Source organism: Kluyvera fluvialis (genome assembly GCF_059725275.1).
The window spans coordinates 1-24,921 of record NZ_AP046142.1; the positions used below are offsets into that span (position 1 = coordinate 1).

Below are 24,921 nucleotides of genomic sequence, written 5' to 3' on the forward strand. Positions count from 1 at the left end.
TGTATCGACTTTTTTTCGAGTGGAGTCCGCCGTGTCACTTTCGCTTTGGCAGCAATGTCTTGCCCGATTGCAGGATGAGTTACCAGCCACAGAATTCAGCATGTGGATCCGCCCGTTGCAGGCGGAACTGAGCGATAACACGCTGGCTTTGTATGCGCCAAACCGGTTTGTGCTTGATTGGGTGAGAGATAAATACCTCAATAACATCAACGGCCTGTTGAATGATTTCTGCGGCGCAGACGCCCCGCAGCTGCGTTTTGAGGTGGGAACTAAACCGGTCACTCATACCTTAAGAGAAACGGCGAGCGTTAGCGCCCCGGCGCAAATGACGCAGGTGCACACGCCACGAGCAGTACCAGCGCCGCGCGCCGGTTGGGATAACGTCCCAGCCCCTGCGGAACCGTCTTACCGTTCCAACGTCAATGTTAAGCATACCTTTGATAACTTCGTTGAAGGTAAATCGAACCAACTGGCTCGCGCTGCGGCACGCCAGGTGGCGGATAACCCAGGCGGTGCGTATAACCCGCTGTTCCTGTATGGCGGTACAGGTTTGGGTAAAACGCACCTGTTGCATGCGGTGGGTAATGGAATTATTGCCCGTAAACCGAACGCGAAAGTGGTGTATATGCACTCCGAGCGCTTTGTGCAGGACATGGTTAAAGCCTTGCAAAACAATGCGATCGAAGAGTTTAAACGCTACTACCGCTCCGTTGATGCGCTGCTTATCGATGACATTCAATTCTTTGCTAATAAAGAGCGATCTCAGGAAGAGTTCTTCCACACCTTTAACGCCCTGCTGGAAGGTAATCAGCAAATTATTCTCACCTCGGATCGTTATCCGAAAGAGATTAACGGCGTAGAAGATCGCCTTAAGTCCCGCTTTGGCTGGGGCCTGACGGTGGCGATTGAACCACCAGAGCTTGAGACTCGCGTCGCTATCCTGATGAAAAAAGCGGACGAAAATGACATTCGTCTGCCTGGCGAGGTGGCGTTCTTCATCGCTAAGCGTCTACGCTCTAACGTGCGTGAACTTGAAGGGGCGCTGAACCGCGTTATCGCCAATGCCAACTTTACTGGCCGGGCTATCACCATCGATTTCGTACGCGAAGCGCTGCGCGACCTTTTGGCGTTGCAGGAAAAGCTGGTTACCATCGACAACATCCAGAAGACGGTGGCGGAGTATTACAAAATTAAAGTGGCGGACTTACTCTCCAAGCGACGTTCTCGCTCGGTAGCGCGTCCGCGCCAGATGGCGATGGCGTTGGCGAAAGAACTCACCAACCATAGTCTGCCGGAAATTGGCGACGCATTCGGTGGCCGTGACCATACCACCGTGCTTCACGCCTGCCGTAAGATTGAGCAACTGCGTGAAGAAAGCCACGATATCAAAGAAGACTTTTCCAATTTAATCAGAACATTGTCGTCGTGATCCTATGAAATTTACCGTAGAACGTGAACATTTATTAAAACCGTTACAACAGGTGAGTGGCCCGTTAGGCGGGCGTCCGACATTGCCGATTCTGGGTAACCTGTTGTTGCAGGTGGCAGACGGCACACTGTCGCTGACCGGTACCGATTTGGAAATGGAAATGGTAGCGCGCGTGGCGCTGCTACAGGCACATGAGCCGGGTGCGACTACCGTTCCGGCACGTAAATTCTTCGACATTTGTCGTGGGCTGCCGGAAGGCGCGGAAATCGCCGTTCAACTGGAAGGCGACCGGATGCTGGTGCGCTCTGGTCGTAGCCGCTTCTCGCTGTCTACGCTGCCTGCCGCTGACTTCCCGAACCTCGACGACTGGCAGAGTGACGTGGAATTCACGTTGCCACAGGCGACGATGAAACGCCTGATTGAAGCCACCCAATTCTCGATGGCGCATCAGGACGTACGTTATTATTTAAACGGCATGTTGTTTGAAACCGAAGGTGAAGAACTGCGTACCGTTGCCACCGATGGTCACCGCCTGGCGGTATGTTCCATGCCGGTAGGCCAATCTCTGCCGAGCCACTCGGTTATCGTCCCGCGTAAAGGGGTGATTGAGCTGATGCGTATGCTCGACGGGGGGGATACGCCACTGCGCGTGCAGATTGGCAGCAACAACATTCGCGCTCACGTGGGTGATTTTATCTTCACTTCCAAGCTGGTTGATGGCCGTTTCCCGGATTATCGCCGCGTATTGCCGAAGAACCCGGATAAACACCTCGAAGCGGGCTGCGATATTCTCAAGCAGGCGTTTGCCCGTGCGGCGATTCTCTCGAACGAGAAATTCCGTGGTGTGCGTCTGTTTGTGCATGAAAATCAGCTGAAAATCACTGCGAACAACCCAGAGCAGGAAGAAGCGGAAGAGATTCTTGATGTCACCTACGGTGGCACCGAGATGGAAATCGGCTTTAACGTCAGTTACGTGCTGGATGTGTTGAACGCGCTGAAGTGCGAAACCGTGCGTATTCTGCTGACCGACTCGGTTTCCAGCGTACAAATTGAAGATGCGGCGAGCCAAAGTGCGGCGTATGTTGTCATGCCAATGCGTCTGTAGAAAAATATCGGGCTATCTTACTTGTTATTCTGGCTCCGGGCAGTGCTCGTACAAAATACGAAGTATTCTGGACGTACACCAGTACGCTCCGGTTGCTGTGCGCTGGCCGTAACCAGACTAATTGCGACGATAACGCCCTGGATATGAGCTGATCATGTCGCTATCCCGACTGCTTATTAAAGATTTCCGCAACATTGAAAGCGCGGATCTTGCCTTATCTCCCGGCTTTAACTTCCTGGTTGGCGCAAACGGCAGCGGCAAAACCAGCGTGCTGGAAGCCATCTATACGCTCGGTCATGGCCGGGCGTTTCGCAGTTTGCAGATTGGTCGCGTTATTCGTCACGAGCAGGAGTCGTTTGTTCTGCACGGGCGTTTGCAGGGCGAAGAGCGGGAAACCGCAATTGGCCTGACTAAGGATAAGCTGGGTGACAGCAAGGTGCGCATTGACGGCACTGACGGCCACAAGGTCGCTGAACTGGCGCTCCTGATGCCGATGCAGTTGATTACGCCGGAAGGCTTTACTTTACTCAACGGCGGCCCCAAATACAGGAGAGCGTTCCTTGATTGGGGATGCTTTCACAATGAAGCCGGGTTTTTTACCGCCTGGAGCAACCTCAAGCGTTTGCTGAAACAACGCAACGCCGCGCTACGTCAGGTAAGCCGCTATGAACAGCTACGCCCGTGGGATAAAGAACTGATCCCGCTCGCCGAGCAAATTAGCCGCTGGCGAGCCGAATATAGCACCGGTATCGCTGAAGATATGGCGGATACCTGCAAACAATTTCTTCCAGAGTTCTCTCTCACCTTCTCTTTCCAGCGCGGCTGGGAAAAAGAGACTGATTATGCCGAGGTGCTAGAGCGGAACTTCGAACGCGACCGTATGTTGACCTACACCGCACATGGCCCGCACAAGGCAGATTTCCGCATTCGCGCCGACGGTGCGCCGGTGGAAGATACTTTGTCGCGCGGGCAGCTTAAGCTGCTGATGTGCGCGCTACGCCTGGCACAGGGTGAGTTTCTAACCCGCGAAAGTGGGCGACGCTGCCTGTACCTGATAGATGATTTTGCCTCGGAACTTGATGACGCGCGGCGCGGCCTGTTGGCCAGTCGTTTAAAAGCCACGCAATCACAGGTTTTCGTCAGCGCCATTAGCGCTGAACACGTTCTAGACATGTCGGACGAAAATTCGAAGATGTTTACCGTGGAAAAGGGTAAAATAACCGATTAACCCAAGTTTAAATGAGCGAGAAACGTTGATGTCGAATTCTTATGACTCCTCCAGTATCAAAGTCCTGAAAGGACTGGATGCGGTGCGTAAGCGCCCGGGTATGTATATCGGCGACACGGATGACGGCACCGGTCTGCACCACATGGTATTCGAGGTTGTGGATAACGCTATCGACGAAGCGCTCGCAGGTTACTGTAAAGACATCGTTGTCACCATCCATAGCGATAACTCCGTCTCCGTACAGGATGACGGCCGTGGTATCCCAACCGGTATTCACCCGGAAGAGGGCGTCTCTGCGGCGGAAGTTATCATGACCGTTCTGCACGCAGGCGGTAAATTTGATGATAACTCGTATAAAGTGTCCGGTGGTCTGCACGGCGTAGGCGTTTCCGTAGTTAACGCCCTGTCGCAGAAGCTGGAGCTGGTTATCCAGCGTGATAACAAAGTACACCGTCAGATTTATGCGCACGGCGTACCGCAGGCTCCTCTGGCGGTGACGGGCGACACTGAAAAAACCGGTACGATGGTACGTTTCTGGCCAAGCCATGAAACCTTCACCAACGTCACTGAGTTTGAATACGATATTCTGGCAAAACGCCTGCGTGAGCTGTCATTCCTGAACTCCGGCGTTTCCATTCGTCTGCGCGACAAGCGTGACGGCAAAGAAGACCATTTCCATTACGAAGGCGGCATCAAAGCGTTTGTTGAGTACCTCAACAAAAACAAAACGCCAATCCACCCGAATATCTTCTATTTCTCTACCGAAAAAGACGGTATCGGCGTTGAAGTTGCGCTGCAATGGAACGATGGCTTCCAGGAAAATATCTACTGCTTCACCAACAATATTCCACAGCGTGATGGCGGTACTCACCTTGCAGGCTTCCGTGCGGCGATGACCCGTACCCTGAACGCCTACATGGACAAAGAAGGCTACAGCAAAAAAGCGAAAGTCAGCGCTACCGGTGACGATGCGCGTGAAGGCCTGATTGCTGTTGTCTCTGTTAAAGTGCCAGACCCGAAATTCTCCTCACAGACCAAAGACAAACTGGTTTCTTCCGAGGTGAAAACGGCGGTAGAACAGCAGATGAACGAACTGCTGAGCGAATACCTGCTGGAAAACCCGTCTGACGCCAAAATCGTTGTGGGCAAAATTATCGATGCCGCACGTGCGCGTGAAGCTGCACGTCGCGCCCGCGAAATGACCCGTCGTAAAGGCGCGCTGGACTTAGCTGGCCTGCCGGGCAAACTGGCTGACTGCCAGGAGCGCGATCCGGCTCACTCCGAACTTTACCTCGTGGAAGGGGACTCTGCGGGCGGCTCTGCAAAACAGGGGCGTAACCGTAAGAACCAGGCGATTCTACCGCTGAAAGGTAAAATCCTTAACGTTGAGAAGGCGCGCTTCGACAAGATGCTCTCCTCTCAGGAAGTGGCAACGCTGATTACCGCGCTGGGCTGTGGTATCGGCCGCGATGAGTACAACCCGGACAAACTGCGCTATCACAGCATCATCATCATGACCGATGCGGACGTCGATGGTTCACACATCCGTACGCTGCTGTTGACCTTCTTCTACCGTCAAATGCCGGAAATCGTTGAGCGTGGCCACGTCTACATTGCACAGCCACCGCTGTACAAAGTGAAGAAAGGCAAGCAGGAACAGTACATCAAAGATGATGAAGCGATGGATCAGTATCAAATCTCCATCGCCCTTGATGGCGCAACGCTGCACACCAACGCTCATGCACCAGCGCTGGCTGGCGAACCGTTAGAAAAACTGGTCGCCGAATTTAACGCAACGCAGAAAATGATTGGCCGCATGGAGCGTCGCTTCCCGAAAGCGCTGCTGAAAGAGCTTATCTACCAACCGACGCTGGTGGAAGAAGACCTGTCCGATGAGCAGAAAGTAACTCGCTGGGTTAATGCGCTGGTGACAGAGCTGAACGAGAACGAACAGCACGGTAGCCTGTGGAAGTTTGATGTTCGCGAAAACAGCGAACTGAACATTTTCGAGCCGATTATCCGTGTGCGTACGCACGGTGTGGATACCGACTACCCGCTGGATCAAGAGTTTGTTGTCGGTGGCGAATATCGCCGTATCTGCACGCTGGGCGAGAAACTGCGCGGCCTGATGGAAGAAGACGCGTTCATTGAACGTGGCGAACGCCGTCAACCGGTGGCGAGCTTCGAGCAAGCGCTGGACTGGCTGGTGAAAGAGTCCCGTCGTGGCCTCTCCATTCAGCGTTATAAAGGTCTGGGCGAAATGAACCCAGAGCAGTTGTGGGAAACCACCATGGATCCAAACAGCCGTCGTATGCTGCGCGTTACCGTGAAAGACGCGATTGCCGCAGACCAGTTGTTCACCACGCTGATGGGCGACGCCGTTGAACCTCGTCGTGCCTTTATCGAAGAAAACGCCCTGAAAGCGGCGAACATCGATATCTAACCCTGTAGGCCGGATAAGGCGTTTACGCCTCTATCCGGCCATCTGCCTGATGGCGCTACGCTTATCAGGCCTACGGTTTCGCAATATCTGTAGGCCGGATAAGGCATCGCCGCCATCCGGCAACTCTGCACTGCGCCGCTTGATGGCGCTGTGCTTATCTGGTCTACAGATTAAAAACGCCTGATTTTTTTCAGGTGTTTTTTTATGCCTGTCACCCACGAACTATACTTCTCTACATCTTCTGTTAACCGTCATTCCGAGGTGGAAAAATGGGACTTTTTGATGATGTAGTGGGCTCGCTGCTTAGCGGCGATGCGGGAAAATATCAGGCTATCTTGAGCTGGGTAAACGAACAGGGCGGTATTCAGGCGTTGCTGGAGAAACTGCAAAGCGGCGGGCTGGGTGATATCGTGTCATCCTGGATTAGCAACCAACAAAGTAATCAATCAATTAGCAGCGAGCAGGTCGTCTCGGCGCTCGGCACACCGGCCGTTGCGGATCTGGGTGAAAGACTTGGAACCGATGCCAGCTCTGCTTCTACCATGCTGGCGGAATACCTGCCGAAAATCATCGATGCGCTGTCACCAAAGGGTGAAGTAGACTCACAGGCACACAACGATTTGCTGTCTGCGGGCATGGATCTTCTGAAGAACGGTAAGCTGTTCGGCTAACCGCGGACTAAAAGGGGAGCGCGCAATGTGCGTTGCATCCCCGTTTTAAGCCTTTATCGCTGCTGTTTTTTGAGCGGAATCGCGTTAGCATGAGTCAGGGCTCATTTAACCTGGGGATCTCATGGCTATTAAACTGATTGCAATCGACATGGACGGAACATTGCTGTTGCCGGACCACACTATTTCTCCTGCGGTAAAAAGCGCGCTTGCCGCCGCGCGTGCAAAAGGAGTTAACGTGGTTTTGACCACTGGCCGTCCTTACGCGGGGGTGCATAGCTACCTGAAAGAGCTGGGCATGAATCAGCCTGGAGATTACTGCATTACCTATAACGGTGCGCTGGTGCAGAAAGCGGGCGACGGCAGTACGGTTGCACAAACTGCCTTGAGCTACGATGACTACCGCTTCCTGGAGCAACTCTCCCGCGAAGTTGGCTCCCACTTCCACGCGCTCGACCGCCATACGCTGTACACCGCCAACCGAGATATCAGCTATTACACAGTGCATGAGTCCTTTATTGCGACCATCCCGCTGGTGTTCTGCGAAGCAGAGAAAATGGACCCGTCCATTGAGTTTCTGAAAGTGATGATGATCGACGACCCGGAAGTTCTCGATAAAGCGATCGAGCGTATTCCTGACGAAGTGAGAGAGAAATACACCTTACTGAAAAGCTCACCATACTTCCTGGAGATTCTCGACAAGCGCGTCAACAAAGGCACGGGCGTGAAATCGCTGGCCGATGTGCTGGGTATCAAACAAGAAGAAATTATGGCGATTGGTGACCAGGAAAACGACATCGCGATGATTGAGTTCGCGGGCGTTGGCGTGGCAATGGATAACGCCATTCCAAAGGTCAAAGAAGCCGCTAACTTTGTCACTAAGTCTAATCTCGAAGATGGCGTTGCCTATGCCATCGAGAAATTTGTGCTGAACTAAGCGCCGTCGTTTCCAGGCCAAACGCACAAAAACCCGCACCTGTTGCGGGTTTTTTTATCCAACACATAAAGCCTGAAACCCCCGTTTTTGTGCAGTATGATGGCGGGTATCTCAGCGCTCAGAGTCCCTTTATGAAACAGCTCACTTTCGCCCCTCGAAATCATCAACTGACCAACACCAATACCTGGACGGCAGACAGCCAGTGGCTGGCGTTTGACGTGCGTCCTTCCGGCGCGTCGTTTACCGGCGAGACAATCGAACGTGTGAACGTGCAAACCGGTGAGGTTGAGGTTATTTATCGTGCGCCTGAAGGGGCGCATGTCGGCGTGGTTACGGTGCATCCGACGCAAGACCAGTACGTTTTTATTCATGGCCCGGAAAAGCCAGATGCGCAGTGGCAGTATGACTTCCATCATCGCCGTGGCGTCGTCGTCGCGCAAGGCGAAGCACATAATCTTGATGCGATGGATATCACGGCGCCTTATACGGCTGGCGCACTGCGTGGCGGTAGCCATGTTCACGTCTACAGCCCGTGCGGGCAGTTTGTCAGCTTTACCTACAACGACCATGTGATGCATGAATATGACCCCGCGCGGGATCAACGTAACGTGGGTGTTGCCGTGCCATATGGCCCCGTTGCTCCACGCGGGCAGCATCCGCGTGCCTACGGCGGCAGCCACTGGTGTGTGCTGGTGAGCCACACGACAGTGCAGCCACAGCCTGGCAGCGATGAAATTAATCGAGCTTATGAAGAGGGGTGGGTTGGCTCGCAGGCGCTGGCCTTTATTGGCGATACCGTTTCGCTTGCCGGTGAGAAAGTGCCGGAGCTGTTTTTGGTCGAACTACCGCATGACGCGCAGGGCTGGAAGCAGCCAGGCGATGCACCGCTACAAGGCACGGAAACCACACTCCCCGCACCGCCCGCAGGCGTGCGCCAGCGGCGGTTAACCTTTACGCATCAGCGCGCGTATCCAGGGTTGGTAAACGTGCCGCGCCATTGGGCGCGCTGTAACCCACAAGGCACTCAGATTGCCGTATTGATGCGCGACGATAACGGGGTTGTGCAGCTCTGGCTGGTGTCGCCACAGGGCGGCGAGCCACGGCAACTCACCCATAATGCCTCGGATATTCAATCGGCGTTTAACTGGCATCCGTCAGGAAACTGGCTAGGTTTTGTGCTGGAAGGGCGCATTGCGCTGTGTGATGCGTTGACGGGGGCGGTGATATTTTTGACCACCGATCACGGAAATCCACCGTCGGCAGATGCGGTGGTCTTTTCACCCGATGGCCATTCTATTGCCTGGATGGAAGACGTTGCTGGCTTCCGCCAGCTATGGATAACCGAAACCGAGCGTTAATTTAAGGCGCAGGCATCGGCGCTGGCGGGATAACGGAATTAGTCGCCAGCGTCTCTTGCTCGCTTTTTTCAACGCGAGAGCGCACGGAGCTGTCCTTGCGGAAGAAATCCCACGGCAACAGCACTGTATCCATCACGGCGGTAAACGGCATATCGAGGGCGACAAATGATTTTGTCGCCCAGCCGTTGTCATCATCACCCAGCATGGCAGCGCTGGCGCGCGTACCTGGGTAAGTTCCCTCTTTGCCACCGGTGTGCGACATGACACTGGAACATCCTCCCGATAAGAATATTCCCCCAACCAGTGCCGCTTTAAGCAGAACATTTTTCATAATGAGTTCTTCATCGTCATGGGACCAAAAAGCCCGTCCTTTGGGTTATAGCTAGGCGCAGCCAAAATAGAAAGCTCCGGCTTACCGCTCTGTGGCGATGGTCGCACTTTGACCTTTTGTGCTCTTACCCAGTTTAAGCTTTCTCAGAGAAAGTGCAAAAAAAGTCGATTCAGGGACTTGAAATATACACTTTTCACCTCATTTTTTAGGTGTAGCCAAGAAGAGCACGCCTGCGGGGTGTTCGGGGTTATTTAGCCTGTCCATGATGGAAGGTTTTACATTTCTCGCTGATATTCAGGAGCCAGTAACTATGCGTAATTTTGATTTATCTCCGTTATACCGTTCTGCCATTGGTTTTGACCGTCTGTTCAACCTGTTAGAAAACAATCAAACGCAAAGCAACGGTGGCTATCCTCCGTACAACGTTGAACTGGTTGACGAAAACCACTATCGCATCGCGATCGCTGTGGCTGGCTTTGCCGAAAGCGAGCTGGAAATTACCGCCCAGGACAACATGCTGGTAGTGAAAGGCGCTCATGCCGCTGAGCAAAAAGAACGTACCTATCTCTATCAAGGTATTGCCGAGCGCAACTTTGAACGCAAATTCCAGTTAGCGGAAAACATCCACGTGCGTGGTGCTAACCTGGTGAACGGCCTGTTGTATATCGAACTGGAACGCGTGATTCCAGAAGCGAATAAACCGCGCCGTATCGAAATTAATTAATTTTGCTGGGCCGTTCGCGGCCCTGTAAATCAACGGGCTTGCCGTCAGGGAGCCTATGCGGATAACCGTCCGCAGGACATCACTCGCTTCTTAGAAGGAGAAACACAATGCGTAACTACGATTTATCCCCACTGCTGCGTCAATGGATCGGTTTCGACAAACTGGCAAACGCGCTGCAAAGCACCAGCGAAGGCCAAACCTTCCCACCGTATAACATCGAAAAAAGCGACGATAACCACTACCGCATTACGCTGGCGTTAGCGGGGTTCCGTCAGGAAGATTTGGACATTCAGCTTGAAGGCACACGCCTGACTGTGAAAGGCACGCCTCAGCCGCAGGAAAAAGAGACAAAATGGCTGCATCAGGGGCTGGTGACTCAGGCTTTTAGCCTCAGCTTTACACTGGCTGAGAATATGGAAGTCTCCGGTGCAACCTTCACTAACGGGTTGTTGCATATCGATTTAACCCGCAACGAACCGGAAGCCATCGCCCCGCAGCGTATCGCCATTAGCGAACGCCCAGCGTTAGATAGCTAATCGATTTTTCTTCACTAAGCCCCGCGAGTCGGGGCTTTTTTGTGCCCGTTGATTAATGTGCGGCGCGCGACATACAGCCGTCAGTGGTTCGGTCATAATCCGCAGTGTTCATAATGTTATTCACAGGGAAAAAAAGATGAGTGAGATAGCATTGACGGTAAGCGTACTGGCGCTGGTTGCGGTTGTCGGGCTGTGGATTGGTAATATTAAAATCCGTGGTATTGGCTTTGGCATTGGCGGTGTTCTGTTTGGCGGCATTATTGTGGGCCACTTTGTCGAACAGGCCGGTATTACGCTAAGCAGCCCGATGCTGCACTTTATTCAGGAATTTGGCCTGATTCTGTTCGTGTACACCATCGGCATCCAGGTTGGGCCGGGGTTTTTTGCCTCGCTGCGGGTATCTGGCCTGCGGCTAAATTTATTCGCCATTCTGATTGTTATCCTCGGTGGCCTGGTCACCACGCTGTTGCATAAAATCTTTGCGATTCCACTTCCCGTAGTGCTGGGGATTTTTTCTGGTGCGGTGACCAATACCCCGGCGCTGGGGGCTGGGCAGCAGATACTGCGCGATCTCGGAGAACCGTTCAGCGTGGTGGATCAAATGGGGATGAGCTACGCGATGGCTTATCCTTTTGGTATCTGCGGTATTTTGCTCACCATGTGGCTGATTCGCCTGTTCTTTCGCGTGAATGTGGACAAGGAGGCGCAGCAGTTTGATGAGCAGACGGGGAGCAACCACTCGCACCTCAAGACTATCAACATTCGGGTTGAAAACCCGAACCTGAACCGGATGGCGATTCAGGACATACCGGTTATCAATAGCGACAAAATCATCTGTTCGCGCCTGAAACGGGGCGAAACGCTGATGGTTCCGTCTCCGACAACCCTTATTGAAACCGGTGACCTGTTGCATTTAGTGGGCGAGGCGGCGGATTTACACAACGCCCAGTTGGTGATTGGTAAAGAGGTGGAAACCTCGCTATCAACGCGAGGCACGGATCTGAAAGTCGAAAGGGTGGTGGTAACGAACGAGAAGGTATTAGGCAAGAAAATCCGCGATCTGCACTATAAACAGCGCTATGACGTGGTTATCTCTCGCTTAAATCGCGCGGGTGTTGAGTTGGTTGCCAGCAGCAATGCCAGCCTCCAGTTTGGCGATATTCTCAATCTTGTTGGTCGTCCGGCTGCCATTGAGGCCGTGGCTTCTGATCTGGGGAACGCCCAGCAAAAGCTACAGCAGGTACAGATGCTACCGGTGTTTATTGGTATTGGGCTTGGCGTCTTACTGGGATCTATCCCGCTGTTTATCCCCGGTTTCCCCGTGGCGTTAAAGCTGGGGCTGGCCGGAGGGCCGCTGATTATGGCGCTGATTCTGGGGCGTATCGGCAGCATCGGTAAGCTGTACTGGTTTATGCCACCCAGCGCCAACCTGGCGCTGCGTGAGCTGGGAATCGTGCTGTTTTTGTCGGTGGTTGGGCTGAAATCTGGTGGTGATTTTGTCGATACATTGCTGCATGGTGAAGGGCTAAGCTGGATTGGCTACGGTATTTTTATCACCGGTATTCCACTGCTCACGGTCGGTATTCTGGCGCGTATTTTTGCCAAAATGAATTACCTGACCCTGTGCGGGATGCTCGCCGGTTCCATGACTGACCCGCCAGCGCTGGCGTTTGCCAATAACCTTCACGCAACCAGCGGCGCCGCTGCGCTCTCATATGCCACCGTCTACCCGCTGGTGATGTTCCTGCGCATTATCACTCCCCAGCTTCTGGCGGTGCTGTTCTGGGGGATTGGATAACATCTGTTTTGATGATCTCATCAAAGCGAATAAAGACTACTGGCCTGAACTGCACTAACCCCCCCCAGACCGGCATCATCAAGGTGCCGGTCATCTGGAATCCGTTTGCTTTAAGCCCTGTTTTCGCGCAATGCGCCTCACAGAACAATGCCGCAAAACCGTCCATGATGTGGCATCATAACGCGCAGATAACGCAGAAATCAGGGTGATAAATGTGAAACCGGTAACGCTATACGATGTCGCAGACTATGCAGGTGTCTCTTACCAGACCGTCTCCCGCGTTGTGAATCAGGCGAACCACGTTTCCGAGAAGACCCGTCAAAAAGTTGAGGCCGCCATGGCGGAGCTCAATTACATTCCCAACCGCGTTGCCCAGCAGCTAGCCGGTAAGCAAACGCCGCTTATCGGCGTGGTGACCGCTAACCTTGCCCTACATGCCCCCTCGCAAATTGTTGCCGCGATTAAATCTCGCGCCGATCAGTCCGGAGCCAGCGTGGTCATTGCGATGGTTGAGCGCAGCGGTGTGCAGGCGTGTAAAGCGGCGGTACATAACCTGCTTTCACAGCGTGTGACTGGGCTTATCATCAACTATCCGCTTGATGAAGAAGAAGCGATTGCCGTTGCCGACGCCTGCGGCGCCGTGCCGGTGCTGTTTCTGGATGTTTGTGATAAGACGCCGGTGAACAGCGTGATTTTCTCCCATGACGATGGCGCGCGCCTGGGCGTAGAACACCTGGTTCAGCATGGGCATCAACATATCGCCCTGTTAGCGGGGCCGCACACTTCGGTTTCTGCAAGACTTCGACGCGCGGGTTGGCATAAATATCTGGCGCACTACCAGCTACAACCCACGGCGGAAATGGAAGGCGACTGGAGCGCGATGTCCGGCTTCAACCAAACGATGCAGATGCTGAACGACGGTAATATCCCAGGCGCGATACTGGTCGCCAACGATCAGATGGCGCTGGGCGCGATGCGGGCTATCACCGAATTTGGCCTGCGGGTTGCGGCCGACATCTCGGTCATTGGTTATGATGACACCGAAGACAGCGCCTGTTTTATCCCGCCGCTGACGACAATAAAGCAGAATTTCCCGCTGCTGGGGCAAACCAGCGTCGATAAGCTATTACAGCTTTCTCAGGGCGAGGCCTCCCTCGGCAATCTGCTTTTACCAGTTACGCTGGTCGAGCGAAAAACGGTTCTCCCGCCGAACACCCAGCCGGCCACTGCTCAGGCGCTGGCCGAGTCGCTGATGCAGTTGGCGCGCCAGGTTTCTCGCCTTTAGAGCCTGGTGGAATAGGCTCCTGGTCAAAGGGCTACCTAAAAATGCGTACGCCTGAATTTCTGTGAGTCGGTTCACTGATTATCCATCCTCGCCTTTACAAGAGAATCGCCTCCCCCGTATGTTTATTTGAATTGTGAGCGGATAACAAATTCAAATAGGATACAGCCATGACCCTGAACACGGATTCACTCGCCGCCGTACTGAAACGCCGCGACTGGGAAAATCCCGGCGTAACGCAGCTCAATCGTCTGGAGGCTCACCCGCCATTTTATAGCTGGCGCTCAGCGGATGATGCCCGTAAAAACTGCCGCTCAGCGCAATTACGCTCGCTGAACGGTGAGTGGAAGTTTGCCTGGTTTTCCTCGCCGGAAGCCGTACCTGAAAGCTGGCTTGTGAGTGATTTAGCGCAGGCTGATACCCTCTCTGTGCCGTCTAACTGGCAATTAAGCGGTTATGATGCGCCAATCTACTCGAATATCACCTACCCGTTCCCGGTTAACCCTCCGAGTGTTCCGGCTGAGAATCCCACTGGATGTTACTCGCTCACATTTAATGTGGATAACGACTGGCTACAAGAGGGGCAGACGCGCATTATTTTTGATGGCGTAAATTCTGCCTTTCATCTGTGGTGCAATGGACGCTGGGTCGGCTACGGCCAGGACAGCCGCCTGCCTTCGGAGTTTGACCTCAGCGATTTTCTGACCAGCGGTGAAAACCGGCTGGCGGTAATGGTACTGCGCTGGAGCGACGGCAGCTATCTGGAAGATCAGGACATGTGGCGCATGAGCGGTATTTTCCGCGACGTTTCACTGCTGCATAAACCCGTGACGCAAATCCGCGATCTGCGCATCAACACCCGTTTTAATGACGATTTCAGCCGTGCCGTGCTGGAGGCCGAAGTCAGAATTGCAGGCGAACCGCGCGATGATTTACGCGTCAGCCTGCAATTGTGGCAGGGCGAAACGCTGACCGGCGACGCAACTGCCCCGTTAGGCAGCGAGATTATTGATGAGCGCGGCAAATACGCTGATCGCACCACGCTGCGTTTGCATGTTGAGAATCCGGCGCTGTGGAGCGCCGAAACGCCGAATCTGTACCGTGCCGTCGTGCAGTTACATACCGCCGATGGTACGTTGATTGAAGCCGAAGCCTGCGACGTGGGTTTCCGCCAGGTCAGCATTGAAAATGGCCTGCTGTTACTCAATGGCAAACCGTTGCTGATACGCGGCACTAACCGCCATGAACATCACCCGGAAAAAGGGCAGGTGATGGATGAAAAGACGATGGTGCAGGACATTCTGCTGATGAAGCAGAATAACTTTAACGCCGTGCGCTGCTCGCATTATCCAAACCATCCGCTGTGGTACACCCTGTGCGATCGCTATGGCTTGTATGTTGTGGATGAGGCCAATATCGAAACCCACGGCATGGTGCCGATGAATCGCCTGACCGATGACCCTGACTGGCTGCCCGCCATGAGCCAGCGCGTAACACGCATGGTGCAACGCGATCGTAATCATCCGAGCATTATCATCTGGTCACTGGGTAATGAATCCGGTCACGGTGCGAACCACGACACGCTGTATCAGTGGTTGAAATCTGAAGATCCCTCTCGTCCGGTGCAGTACGAAGGCGGCGGCGCGGATACGGCGGCCACTGACATTATTTGCCCGATGTATGCGCGTGTTGACCAGGATCAGCCGTTCCCGGCCGTACCCAAATGGTCAATTAAGAAGTGGCTTTCTTTACCGGGCGAGCAGCGCCCGCTCATTCTTTGTGAATACGCCCATGCGATGGGCAACAGCCTCGGCGGCTTCGCCAAATACTGGCAAGCGTTCCGTCAATATCCCCGCTTGCAGGGCGGTTTCGTCTGGGATTGGGTCGATCAATCGCTGACAAAATATGATGAGCATGGCAATCCGTGGTCTGCCTACGGCGGTGACTTTGGCGACACACCGAACGATCGCCAGTTCTGCATGAATGGGCTGGTATTTGCCGATCGCACGCCCCATCCGTCGCTGTATGAAGCGAAACACGCGCAGCAGTTTTTCCAGTTTACGCTGCTGCCGGGCAGCGAGCGCAGGATTGAAATCACCAGTGAATATCTGTTCCGCCGCAGTGATAACGAAATTCTGCACTGGTCTATCGCCCTGGAGGGCAACTTGCTGGCGAGCGGAGAGGTGGCGTTGGATATTGCCCCGCAGGGTCGCCAGATAATCACGCTGCCGGAATGCCCAATGCCGGAAACCGCCGGTCAGCTCTGGCTGACGGTACGCGTCGAGCAACCTCAGGCCACCGAGTGGTCAGAAGCCGGACATATCAGCGCCTGGCAGCAGTGGAAGCTGGAGGAGAAACTCAGCCTGACGCCCGCACCTCGCGCCAGCGCAACGCCACAGCTCGCCGTTAGCGAGAGCGCATTCACGGCGATAGTGAACGATAAACGTTGGGAGTTCAGCCGTCAGTCAGGCCTGCTCACCCAATACTGGATTCATGATAAAGCACAGTTGCTAACCCCGTTAACCGATCGGTTCACCCGCGCGCCGCTGGATAACGATATTGGCGTCAGTGAAGTCACACGTATTGATCCTAACGCCTGGGTTGAACGCTGGAAAGCCGCTGGCCACTACCGCGCCGAGCCACAACGGCTGGTTTGTGAAGCTGAAGCGCTGTCCGATGGGGTGCTGATTACTACCGCACACGCCTGGCAGTACGAAGGGCAAACGCTGTTTATCAGCCGTAAAACCTACCGCATCGATGGGCGCGGTGAAATGCGGATAACGGTGGATGTCGATATTGCCCACGGAACGCCACATCCCGCGCGTATTGGCCTGAGCTGCCAGTTGGCGCAGATAGCCGAGCGGGTGAACTGGTTAGGGCTTGGCCCGCATGAGAACTACCCGGATCGCCTGAGCGCGGCCTGCTTTGCCAGATGGGATCTTCCGCTTGATGAGATGTACACCCCCTACGTCTTCCCGAGTGAAAACGGCCTGCGCTGTGGAACACGCGAGCTACGCTACGGTGCGCATCAGTGGCGTGGTGACTTCCAGTTCAATATCAGCCGCTACAGCCAGGAACAGTTGATGGAAACCAGCCATCGCCATCTGCTGCAACCAGAGGCGGGAACCTGGCTTAATCTTGATGGTTTCCACATGGGCGTGGGCGGGGATGACTCGTGGAGCCCTTCCGTTTCGCCGGAATATCTGTTGAGCGCCGGACAATATCACTACCAGATCATCTGGGGTTAAAAATAATCGGGCAGGCTGTGTCCTGCCCTTATTTTTCGTAAGGAAGTCGATTATGTATTATTTAAAAAACACTAACTTTTGGATGTTCGGCTTTTTCTTCTTCTTTTACTTTTTTATTATGGGGGCGTATTTTCCCTTCTTCCCTATCTGGTTACACGATATAAACCATATCAGTAAAGGGGATACTGGCGTTATCTTTGCCTGCATCTCTTTCTTCTCGCTGCTTTTCCAGCCCGTCTTTGGCCTGCTTTCCGATAAACTTGGCCTGCGTAAACATCTGCTATGGGTGATTACGGGGATGCTGGTTATGTTTGCCCCGTTCTTTATTTACGTTTTTGGCCCGTTGTTACAGTTCAATATTTTACTCGGCTCTATTGTCGGCGGTGTTTATCTGGGCTTTATTTACAACGCCGGGGCGCCCGCCATTGAAGCCTATATTGAAAAAGCCAGCCGCCGAAGCCATTTTGAATTTGGTCGCGCGCGTATGTTCGGCTGCGTTGGTTGGGCGCTGTGCGCCTCCATTGCCGGAATTATGTTCACCATCAACAACCAATTTGTTTTCTGGCTGGGATCGGGCTGTGCGGTCATTCTGGCTATGCTGCTGTTCTTTTCTAAAGCTGAAGCCCCGTCTTCTGCAAAGGTAGCGGATGCCGTCGGAGCCAATCATTCCGCCTTCAGCCTGAAACTGGCGCTGGAGTTATTTAAACAGCCTAAACTCTGGTTCCTCTCGCTGTATGTTGTCGGTGTTTCCTGTACTTACGATGTATTTGACCAACAGTTTGCCAACTTTTTTACCTCATTTTTTGCCTCAGGTGAGCAAGGCACGCGAGTATTTGGCTACGTCACCACGATGGGGGAATTACTTAACGCTTGCATCATGTTCTTTGCACCGTTGATTGTGAACCGCATCGGCGGCAAAAACGCTCTGCTACTGGCGGGCGCTATTATGTCAGTGAGAATTATCGGCTCCTCTTTTGCCACTTCTGCGCTGGAAGTGGTGATCCTCAAAACGTTACATATGTTTGAAATACCTTTCCTGATTGTGGGCTGTTTCAAATACATTACTAGCCAGTTTGAGGTGCGTTTCTCTGCCACAATTTATCTGGTGTGCTTCTGTTTCTTCAAACAGTTAGCCATGATGTTCATGTCCGTTCTGGCCGGTAATATGTACGAAAGTATCGGTTTTCAGGGCGCTTATCTGGTGCTGGGGATTATTGCTCTGAGCTTTACGCTAATTTCTGTCTTTACCCTTAGCGGTGCGAAACCCTTTTCTCGTCATTCCGCACAAATCGGTGAGCAAGCCTGAATTTAAAAAATAGATAACGCGCTCGGTATTTCCGCCGTTAGTCGGCGGATTTCGGGAAATAATGCGAGTGTAAACGGAGGTTTTCACCCCTACCGCGCTAAATTATTGGGAGAACGCGAGTGGTCAGGTAGAATCAGCGGGGTTTTGAACTAAGGAGCAAAGATGAAGATTTCCCGCCTTGGGGAAGCACCTGACTACCGTTTCTCGCTGGCCAACGAGCGTACATTCTTAGCCTGGATTCGCACCTCGCTGGGTTTTCTGGCGGCAGGCGTAGGGCTTGACCAGTTAGCACCAGACTTCGCGACACCGGTTATTCGCGAAGCGTTAGCGCTGATGCTGTGCCTGTTTGCAGGCGGCCTGGCGATTTACGGTTATCTGCGCTGGCTGCGAAATGAAAAGGCGATGCGCCTGAAAGAGGATTTGCCTTACACCCGCAGTTTGCTGGTGATAAGCGTGGTGTTGACCTTTGTTGCCGCGATTGTGATGGCGCTGGTTTTGTATGCTGGATAGTCGCAAAGCCCGGCGTCAGGCTGACCCTGGGCTTCAGCCAGAGCGCACATCGCTGGCCTGGTTTCGTACCTTGCTTGGCTATGGCGCGCTGATGGCGCTGGCGCTCAAACACAACTGGCATCAGGCCGGAATGCTGTTCTGGATCTCTATCGGCGTGCTGGCTATCGTGGCGTTTATCCTCTGGCAATATACCCGCAATCGTAATCTGATGGACGTCACGCAAAGCGATTTTGCCCAACCGAGCGTGGTGCGCGATAAATTTCTTATCGCTCTTGCGGTGCTATCTCTCGCCATACTGTTTGCCGTCACTCATATTCGCCAACTGATGCTCTTTTTCTGGAATATGACGTAGGCCGGATAAGCGTAGCGCCATCCGGCACTGTCACCGCAACGCCTGATGGCGGCTGGCGCCTTATCAGGCCGACAACCCGTCCGTAGGCCGGATAAGCGCAGCGCCATCCGGCACTGTCACCGCAACGCCTGATGGCGGCTTACGCCTTATCAGGCCTACAACCCGCCCGTAGGCTGGATAAGCGAAGCGCCATCCGGCACTGTCACCGCAACGCCTGATGGCGGCTTACGCCTTATCAGGCCGACAACCCGCCCGTAGGCTGGATAAGCGAAGCGCCATCCGGCAATTTTAACGTCCTTTTGCCAGGTACTGCGCCATCTCATCTTCTGGCACCATACCGCCGCCGGTCGCCCACACCAGATGCGTGGCGTTGTTGCGCTGCGCCTCGCTGAAATGATGCATTTGCTGATACGCCTCTGAACCGCAAACGCGCGGTGCGCCCGCCATTCCGGCTAATGCCGATGGTTCCAGGCGAATGCCTTCTTCCTGCGCCAGCCAGCCCAGCATGTCGTACATTGTCTGGTCATCCAGCGTATACAGACCGTCGAGCAGGCGTTCCATTGCGCGCCCCACAAAACCAGATGCCCGCCCAACCGCCAGTCCATCTGCCGCCGTCAGGTTATCGATACCGAGATCCTGCACCGAAATGGCGTCGTGCAGGCCGGTGTAAACGCCCAGCAACATGCACGGAGAGTGGGTTGGCTCGGCGAAGAAACAGTGAACGTTATCACCGAACGCCAGCTTCAGGCCAAAGGCCACGCCGCCAGGACCGCCGCCGACGCCGCACGGCAGATAAACAAACAGCGGGTGTTCGGCATCAACCACTCGGCCTTGCTCGGCAAACTGTGCCTTCAGGCGCTGCCCGGCGACGGCATAGCCGAGGAATAACGTGCGGGAATTTTCATCATCGATAAAGAAGCAGTTCGGGTCGGACTCGGCGGCTTTACGGCCTTGCTCAACCGCGACGCCGTAATCTTCTTCATATTCCACCACCGTTACGCCGTGGCTGCGTAGCTTGGCTTTTTTCCATGCGCGAGCGTCGGCAGACATATGCACCGTCACTTTAAAGCCGATACAGGCACTCATGATACCAATCGACAGCCCCAGGTTACCGGTAGAACCCACCGCGATACTGTACTGGCTGAAAAACTGTTTAAATTCCGGCGAGAGCAGCACGCTGTAGTCATCTTCGGTAGTGAGCAGTCCGGCGTTCAGCGCCAGTTTTTCGGCATGGGTGAGCACTTCATAAATGCCGCCACGGGCTTTAATAGAGCCGGAAATGGGCAGATGGCTGTCTTTTTTCAGCAGGATCTCACCGTCGATTTTCTGCTTAAATTCTTGCTCCAGGCGTTTTTGCATTGCCGGAATCGCCACCACGTCGGACTCAATAATTCCGCCGGTGGCTGCCGTTTCCGGGAAGGCTTTCGCCAGATACGGCGCAAAGCGCGCCAGGCGGTCGTGTGCTGCGCTAACGTCTTGTTCCGTCAGGCCAACATACGGTAAACCTTCCGCAAGAGAAGTGGTGGCAGGGTTAAACCAGGTGGTTTCTTTAAGAGCAACCAGACCCTCAACTAAAGGATACTGAGCGATGAGTTTTTGAATGTTTTCCATAGTACGTCTCTTTGCGCTTAGATGATAAAGGAAAGCAAGAATGTAGCCGCGAGTGCAACGACAGATGCGATAAATGTTGCCGTTGTATAGTATTTGAACGTTTCATTCAGCGTAGCGCCGCAGTACTGCTTCACTAACCAGAACAGGGAATCGGTAACAATCGTGCAGCCAATTGCGCCGGAACCGATAGCAATAGCGATGATCTCCGGGCTTACGTTGGGATAAAGCGGCAGCATCGGGGCGACAATCGCCGTTGCGCCCATCATCGCGACCGTAGCAGAACCCACCGCCGCATGAAGAATAAGTGCAACCAGCCAGGCCAACAGAATCGGGTGCATATGCATATTGGAGAGAATCAGCGCCAGCGTGTCGGCCAGACCGCTGCTCTTGAGAATGGCGTTGAATGCACTGCCTGCACCGATAATCAGCAAAATATTCGCAATAGAGCCAAACCCGTTTTCAGTGTGCGTGAGCATTTCGCCCATGCTCAAATGCTGGCGCACCCCAAGCACGTAATAGGCCACGAAAACGGCGATAAACATGGCGGTTATCGGGTTGCCGATAAACTCCAGCAGGGTATACAGCGTGCCGCCTTTCGCCATGTTCAGTTCGGCCACGGTTTTGACCAGCATCAGCGCGATAGGCAGCAGCACGGTAAACAGCGTGGCGGCGAGCGAAGGCAGCGTTTTTTCATCACGAACTTCAAGGTCAGAAAACTCTGCGGGTACGGCCTTAAAAGGCAGGCGTTTGCCAATAAATTTCAGGTACAGCGGCCCGCCGATTAACGACGCCGTTAACCCAACCAGCAACCCGTAGACGATAACCGTACCAATATCCGCCCCCAGTTTATTCGCCACGAACAGCGCTGCCGGATGGGGCGGCACGACGCAATGCACCGCCATCAGTGCGGTACACAGAGGGATCGCCAGCTTTAACAATGAGGTGTGGGTTTTCTTGGCAATCGAAAATGCCAGCGGGATAAGTAGTACTACACCTACTTCCACAAACAGGGTGATGCCGCAAATCAGGCCGACCAGCACCATAATGACGTCGGCAGAAAGCCAGCGGCAGCGCTGAAGCGTCAGCCCGATACGCTCCGCCGCGCCCGACACTTCCATCATTTTGCCCAGAATCGTCCCCAGACCGATAACGGCAGCGAGGAAGCCTAACGTGCCGCCGATGCCACTCTCAACGGCGTTGACCATTTCCAGCGGCCCCATACCCATCATGGCGCCCACAAAGAAGCTGGCTAACAGCAGCGCCAGAAATGGGTGGAATTTAAACTTTACGATGGTCAGAACGATTAACACGATGCTGATTAGCAGCGTGCTCACTACCCAAATTTGAGCGTGCATATCTCACCTGGCTCTGTGGTTAACATGGGCTTTATTGGACAAAAAAACGGCGTCGGCTGACAAACGATATAATTACGCGCTCACATGAGCCAGATTGAATCAACAAGGTGATTTGAATCGAAAAATGGCGCAAAATTGCGATGTGGTTCACTCTGGTTCATCTTTTTGCTGGTTTTTGCGGCCTGTTTTTTTACACTTCAGGCTGCTGATTAAAGTCAATGAGGCCGTTATGGATACCCCTCGTGAGGTCAGAAACCGTTTACTCAACGGCTGGCAACTCTCAAAACTGCACACCTTTGAAGTCGCGGCAAGACACCAGTCATTTGCGCTGGCAGCGGAAGAACTCTCGCTCAGCCCAAGTGCGGTGAGCCATCGAATGAACCAGCTTGAAGACGAATTGGGGATTCAGCTTTTCGTGCGCTCGCATCGCAAAGTGGAGCTAACGCATGAGGGAAAGCGCGTGTTCTGGGCGCTGAAATCGTCGCTGGATACCCTGAACCAGGAAATTCTCGATATTAAAAATCAGGAGCTATCTGGCACGCTAACCGTGTACTCGCGGCCTTCCATCGCCCAGTGTTGGCTGGTTCCCGCACTGGGGGATTTCACCCGCCGTTATCCGTCTATCTCGCTGACGATTCTCACCGGCAACGACAATGTGAATTTGCAACGCGCGGGGATTGATTTAGCGCTCTATTTTGACGACGCGCCGTCGGCGCAACTGACGCACCATTTTCTGATGGATGAGGCGATTCTTCCCGTATGCAGCCCTGAATATGCCCGCCGCTTTGGCTTAACGGCGGCTCGCATCAATTTATCTCACTGCACTTTGCTGCACGACAGGCAGGCGTGGAGTAATGATTCCGGCACGGATGAATGGCACAGTTGGTCGCAACATTTTGGGGTTAATTTGCCGACATCGTCTGGGATTGGCTTCGATCGTTCGGATTTAGCGGTGATTGCCGCCATGAACCATATTGGTGTTGCGATGGGGCGTAAACGGCTGGTGCAAAAACGCCTCGATAGCGGGGAGCTGGTTGCTCCCTTTGGTGAGATGGCACTGAAATGCCATCAGCACTATTACATAACGACCCTGCCAGGGCGGCAGTGGCCGAAAATCGAGGCGTTTATTGGCTGGCTGCACACACTGGCGCAGCCTCAAAACGATGATTAGACGACCTGCTGGTGGTGAGCGAAGCGCGAGGCCAGCGGCAGCCAGCAGAGGAAAATCAGCAGCCCCATCAGCGTCATCAACAGGCCAATACTGCTTTGCCCGGTTTGCGGCATCATCGCCGACAGCCACGCCAGCGCGCCAGAGCCGGTATTTTGCAGGCCGCCGATCAACGCCCCAGCCGTACCTGCGAGGAACGGGAACGGCTCCATCGCGCCGCTGGTCGCCAGCGGGAACAGCATCCCCGCGCCGAAGAAGAACAGCGCGGCGGGCACTAACAGCGTCCAGATATTCATAATGCCCAACAGGCCTGGGATCCACATCAGCAGCCCCGCCAACAGGCAGCAAATGACCGCCTGCCACATCATGGTCGGGAAGCGTTTATTTGGCCGTCCGGCAAACCATGCGCCAAAAAACGCCGCCGGAATCGGCAGAATAAACAGGACGCTGACCATCATACTGCTCAGCCCCAGCACGCCGCCCATCAACACGCCTGAACAGGCCTCAAACACCGCAATACCGGCTAAACCGCCGATCAACATCAGCAAATAGCAGGTAAAACCGCTGTTACCGAACAGCGTTTTATAGTTGGTGATTAGCCGCGTTTTCGGTGCTCCGGTTGGGCGTGTTTCCGGCATCCAGCGTGCCATGCTAAAGGTGACGCCAGCGCACAGCACCAGCAGGAAACCATAGCAAGCGCGCCAGTTCCAGGTGGTTTCCAGCACGCCGCCAATCAGCGGAGCGAGCAGGGGGCTAACCAGAATACCCATATTTAACAAACTGTTGGCGTGGCGAAGTTGGCTGCCTTCATACAGGTCGCGCGGTAGCGTTCGCGCCATCACCCCGCCGACGCCCGTCCCCATGCCCTGTAAGGCGCTGGCGATAATCAGCACCGTCAGGCTGTGGGTGGTGATCGCCACCACCGTGGCCAGCATAAAAATCGACATCCCGGTAAGGATCACCGGGCGACGGCCTACACGGTCAGACAATGGGCCGTAAAATAGCTGCGAAACGCCGTAGGTCAGCAGGTAGGCCGCCATCACGCTTTGCACTGCCCCTTCACGGACGTTGAGATCGCTCGCCATCTTCGCAATAGCGGGAATATAAATGGTTTGTGCCATCTGTCCGACAGCCACAAGCAACACCAGCATCAATAAAATATTGACGTTTCTCTGCCTTTTCATCTCGCCGATAACTTTATAAAAAATGGGTTTATAAGAATAAATGTCTAGGTAATGCGCTAAATGCGAGAGGAATCTACCACACCGAAGCGGTTATTTAACTATCAAACATGTAAATGAAATGTAGTTAGCAGGCAGGATTTATACACGTCTAACGGCAACAATTGTTGCCACTGACGTAGAACAGGCGTAGGAAAATGGCCGCCGTTGCCCTGGGCTGCAATTCTCATCCCGACGTGACCGCAAAAGCGTTTTCTGCCGACATGCAAATGTGACCGGTGACGCATTTTTGCGCAGATGAAAATATTTCCATTGTCAGCCTAAAAAAGCTGTGTTTGTATGAATTCACTT

Annotated in this window: 22 protein-coding genes and 1 other annotated feature; of the genes, 17 read left to right on the top strand and 5 right to left on the bottom strand. The window is 53.9% G+C overall.

Going from position 1 to position 24,921, the window contains the following annotated elements; genetic code table 11:
* Positions 1-31 precede the first annotated feature (31 nt).
* The 8 genes from dnaA to AC6I4B_RS00040 all read left to right on the top strand — a co-directional run bounded on the left by dnaA (position 32) and on the right by AC6I4B_RS00040 (position 9,168).
* Positions 32-1,429 (top strand): chromosomal replication initiator protein DnaA, encoded by a 1,398-nt coding sequence (gene dnaA / locus AC6I4B_RS00005; RefSeq protein ID WP_497768550.1) that lies wholly within the window; start codon positions 32-34, stop codon positions 1,427-1,429.
* A 4-nt stretch (positions 1,430-1,433) separates the two neighbouring features.
* Positions 1,434-2,534 (top strand): DNA polymerase III subunit beta, encoded by a 1,101-nt coding sequence (gene dnaN, locus AC6I4B_RS00010; RefSeq protein ID WP_497768551.1) that lies wholly within the window; start codon positions 1,434-1,436, stop codon positions 2,532-2,534.
* Between the two features lie 154 nt (positions 2,535-2,688).
* On the top strand, positions 2,689-3,762 hold the full coding sequence (gene recF, locus AC6I4B_RS00015; RefSeq protein ID WP_497768553.1) for a DNA replication/repair protein RecF: 1,074 nt from the start codon (positions 2,689-2,691) through the stop codon (positions 3,760-3,762).
* A 28-nt stretch (positions 3,763-3,790) separates the two neighbouring features.
* Complete coding sequence (gene gyrB / locus AC6I4B_RS00020) at positions 3,791-6,205, top strand: DNA topoisomerase (ATP-hydrolyzing) subunit B (protein WP_497768554.1); 2,415 nt, start codon at positions 3,791-3,793, stop codon at positions 6,203-6,205.
* A 49-nt stretch (positions 6,206-6,254) separates the two neighbouring features.
* Positions 6,255-6,389, top strand: coding sequence for a hypothetical protein (locus AC6I4B_RS00025; protein WP_497768556.1), 135 nt, complete (start codon positions 6,255-6,257; stop codon positions 6,387-6,389).
* An 85-nt stretch (positions 6,390-6,474) separates the two neighbouring features.
* Positions 6,475-6,876, top strand: coding sequence for a YidB family protein (locus tag AC6I4B_RS00030; RefSeq protein WP_497768557.1), 402 nt, complete (start codon positions 6,475-6,477; stop codon positions 6,874-6,876).
* A 121-nt stretch (positions 6,877-6,997) separates the two neighbouring features.
* The gene (gene yidA / locus AC6I4B_RS00035; RefSeq protein WP_497768559.1) at positions 6,998-7,810 is read left to right on the top strand and encodes a sugar-phosphatase; all 813 of its coding nucleotides are present in this window, start codon (positions 6,998-7,000) and stop codon (positions 7,808-7,810) included.
* Between the two features lie 131 nt (positions 7,811-7,941).
* Positions 7,942-9,168 (top strand): YidR family protein, encoded by a 1,227-nt coding sequence (locus AC6I4B_RS00040; protein ID WP_497768560.1) that lies wholly within the window; start codon positions 7,942-7,944, stop codon positions 9,166-9,168.
* A gap of 1 nt (position 9,169) precedes the next feature.
* On the opposite strand, the gene AC6I4B_RS00045 is transcribed toward AC6I4B_RS00040, so the two are convergent.
* A complete protein-coding gene (locus AC6I4B_RS00045; protein WP_497768562.1) occupies positions 9,170-9,499 on the bottom strand; it encodes a YceK/YidQ family lipoprotein in 330 nt (109 codons plus the stop codon).
* Positions 9,500-9,741: 242 nt separating this feature from the next.
* Positions 9,742-9,816, top strand: a sequence feature (ROSE (Repression Of Heat Shock gene Expression) occurs in the 5'-region of heat shock genes and acts as an RNA thermometer to modulate expression.).
* On the opposite strand from AC6I4B_RS00045, the gene ibpA reads away from it, so the two are divergent.
* The 8 genes from ibpA to AC6I4B_RS00085 all read left to right on the top strand — a co-directional run bounded on the left by ibpA (position 9,810) and on the right by AC6I4B_RS00085 (position 19,255).
* A complete protein-coding gene (gene ibpA / locus AC6I4B_RS00050; protein ID WP_015343937.1) occupies positions 9,810-10,223 on the top strand; it encodes a small heat shock chaperone IbpA in 414 nt (137 codons plus the stop codon). (Overlaps the previous feature by 7 nt.)
* Before the next feature lie 107 nt (positions 10,224-10,330).
* Complete coding sequence (gene ibpB, locus AC6I4B_RS00055) at positions 10,331-10,759, top strand: small heat shock chaperone IbpB (RefSeq protein ID WP_497768563.1); 429 nt, start codon at positions 10,331-10,333, stop codon at positions 10,757-10,759.
* A 136-nt stretch (positions 10,760-10,895) separates the two neighbouring features.
* Complete coding sequence (locus tag AC6I4B_RS00060) at positions 10,896-12,557, top strand: putative transporter (RefSeq protein WP_497768565.1); 1,662 nt, start codon at positions 10,896-10,898, stop codon at positions 12,555-12,557.
* A gap of 214 nt (positions 12,558-12,771) precedes the next feature.
* Positions 12,772-13,842: a LacI family DNA-binding transcriptional regulator gene (locus AC6I4B_RS00065; RefSeq protein ID WP_497768567.1), complete on the top strand. Its 1,071-nt coding sequence runs from the start codon at positions 12,772-12,774 to the stop codon at positions 13,840-13,842.
* A 167-nt stretch (positions 13,843-14,009) separates the two neighbouring features.
* Positions 14,010-17,087, top strand: a complete 3,078-nt coding sequence (locus AC6I4B_RS00070; RefSeq protein ID WP_497768568.1) for a beta-galactosidase — start codon at positions 14,010-14,012, stop codon at positions 17,085-17,087.
* Positions 17,088-17,139: 52 nt separating this feature from the next.
* Positions 17,140-18,393, top strand: a complete 1,254-nt coding sequence (locus AC6I4B_RS00075) for an MFS transporter (RefSeq protein WP_497768570.1) — start codon at positions 17,140-17,142, stop codon at positions 18,391-18,393.
* Between the two features lie 162 nt (positions 18,394-18,555).
* On the top strand, positions 18,556-18,903 hold the full coding sequence (locus AC6I4B_RS00080) for a YidH family protein (RefSeq protein WP_497768572.1): 348 nt from the start codon (positions 18,556-18,558) through the stop codon (positions 18,901-18,903).
* The gene (locus tag AC6I4B_RS00085) at positions 18,893-19,255 is read left to right on the top strand and encodes a DUF202 domain-containing protein (RefSeq protein ID WP_497768573.1); all 363 of its coding nucleotides are present in this window, start codon (positions 18,893-18,895) and stop codon (positions 19,253-19,255) included. Before AC6I4B_RS00080 ends, AC6I4B_RS00085 begins: the two co-directional genes overlap by 11 nt.
* Positions 19,256-19,410: 155 nt before the next feature.
* Here the strand turns inward: AC6I4B_RS00085 and AC6I4B_RS00090 are convergent, their stop codons facing one another.
* Genes AC6I4B_RS00090 through dsdX form a run of 3 tightly spaced genes read right to left on the bottom strand, consistent with a single transcriptional unit; the run spans position 19,411 to position 22,221 of the window.
* Complete coding sequence (locus AC6I4B_RS00090; RefSeq protein WP_497768575.1) at positions 19,411-19,578, bottom strand: hypothetical protein; 168 nt, start codon at positions 19,576-19,578, stop codon at positions 19,411-19,413.
* The gene (gene dsdA / locus AC6I4B_RS00095; protein ID WP_497768576.1) at positions 19,544-20,866 is read right to left on the bottom strand and encodes a D-serine ammonia-lyase; all 1,323 of its coding nucleotides are present in this window, start codon (positions 20,864-20,866) and stop codon (positions 19,544-19,546) included. Before dsdA ends, AC6I4B_RS00090 begins: the two co-directional genes overlap by 35 nt.
* 17 nt (positions 20,867-20,883) lie before the next feature.
* On the bottom strand, positions 20,884-22,221 hold the full coding sequence (gene dsdX / locus AC6I4B_RS00100; RefSeq protein ID WP_497768578.1) for a D-serine transporter DsdX: 1,338 nt from the start codon (positions 22,219-22,221) through the stop codon (positions 20,884-20,886).
* 229 nt (positions 22,222-22,450) lie between these two features.
* Between dsdX and dsdC the strand changes: the two genes are divergently transcribed.
* Positions 22,451-23,392, top strand: a complete 942-nt coding sequence (gene dsdC / locus AC6I4B_RS00105; protein ID WP_497768579.1) for a DNA-binding transcriptional regulator DsdC — start codon at positions 22,451-22,453, stop codon at positions 23,390-23,392.
* Here dsdC and emrD read toward each other — a convergent pair.
* Positions 23,389-24,573 carry a multidrug efflux MFS transporter EmrD gene (emrD, locus tag AC6I4B_RS00110; protein ID WP_497768581.1) on the bottom strand — a complete coding sequence of 395 codons (1,185 nt, stop codon included), beginning with the start codon at positions 24,571-24,573 and terminating at the stop codon, positions 23,389-23,391. The two genes, dsdC and emrD, sit on opposite strands and share 4 nt — an antisense overlap.
* Positions 24,574-24,921: the final 348 nt, after the last annotated feature.

Excerpts from the sequence above, each read along its gene's own strand:
- ibpB (WP_497768563.1), top strand. The coding sequence starts at position 10,331 with ATGCGTAACTACGATTTATCCCCACTGCTGCGTCAATGGATCGGTTTC.
- dsdC (WP_497768579.1), top strand. The coding sequence starts at position 22,451 with ATGGATACCCCTCGTGAGGTCAGAAACCGTTTACTCAACGGCTGGCAA.
- dsdX (WP_497768578.1), bottom strand. The coding sequence starts at position 22,221 with ATGCACGCTCAAATTTGGGTAGTGAGCACGCTGCTAATCAGCATCGTG.
- AC6I4B_RS00025 (WP_497768556.1), top strand. The coding sequence starts at position 6,255 with ATGGCGCTACGCTTATCAGGCCTACGGTTTCGCAATATCTGTAGGCCG.
- dsdA (WP_497768576.1), bottom strand. The coding sequence starts at position 20,866 with ATGGAAAACATTCAAAAACTCATCGCTCAGTATCCTTTAGTTGAGGGT.
- AC6I4B_RS00090 (WP_497768575.1), bottom strand. The coding sequence starts at position 19,578 with ATGAGATGGCGCAGTACCTGGCAAAAGGACGTTAAAATTGCCGGATGG.
- emrD (WP_497768581.1), bottom strand. The coding sequence starts at position 24,573 with ATGAAAAGGCAGAGAAACGTCAATATTTTATTGATGCTGGTGTTGCTT.
- AC6I4B_RS00030 (WP_497768557.1), top strand. The coding sequence starts at position 6,475 with ATGGGACTTTTTGATGATGTAGTGGGCTCGCTGCTTAGCGGCGATGCG.
- recF (WP_497768553.1), top strand. The coding sequence starts at position 2,689 with ATGTCGCTATCCCGACTGCTTATTAAAGATTTCCGCAACATTGAAAGC.
- gyrB (WP_497768554.1), top strand. The coding sequence starts at position 3,791 with ATGTCGAATTCTTATGACTCCTCCAGTATCAAAGTCCTGAAAGGACTG.
- AC6I4B_RS00075 (WP_497768570.1), top strand. The coding sequence starts at position 17,140 with ATGTATTATTTAAAAAACACTAACTTTTGGATGTTCGGCTTTTTCTTC.
- AC6I4B_RS00085 (WP_497768573.1), top strand. The coding sequence starts at position 18,893 with ATGCTGGATAGTCGCAAAGCCCGGCGTCAGGCTGACCCTGGGCTTCAG.
- ibpA (WP_015343937.1), top strand. The coding sequence starts at position 9,810 with ATGCGTAATTTTGATTTATCTCCGTTATACCGTTCTGCCATTGGTTTT.
- AC6I4B_RS00070 (WP_497768568.1), top strand. The coding sequence starts at position 14,010 with ATGACCCTGAACACGGATTCACTCGCCGCCGTACTGAAACGCCGCGAC.
- AC6I4B_RS00060 (WP_497768565.1), top strand. The coding sequence starts at position 10,896 with ATGAGTGAGATAGCATTGACGGTAAGCGTACTGGCGCTGGTTGCGGTT.
- yidA (WP_497768559.1), top strand. The coding sequence starts at position 6,998 with ATGGCTATTAAACTGATTGCAATCGACATGGACGGAACATTGCTGTTG.
- AC6I4B_RS00080 (WP_497768572.1), top strand. The coding sequence starts at position 18,556 with ATGAAGATTTCCCGCCTTGGGGAAGCACCTGACTACCGTTTCTCGCTG.
- dnaN (WP_497768551.1), top strand. The coding sequence starts at position 1,434 with ATGAAATTTACCGTAGAACGTGAACATTTATTAAAACCGTTACAACAG.
- AC6I4B_RS00045 (WP_497768562.1), bottom strand. The coding sequence starts at position 9,499 with ATGAAAAATGTTCTGCTTAAAGCGGCACTGGTTGGGGGAATATTCTTA.
- AC6I4B_RS00040 (WP_497768560.1), top strand. The coding sequence starts at position 7,942 with ATGAAACAGCTCACTTTCGCCCCTCGAAATCATCAACTGACCAACACC.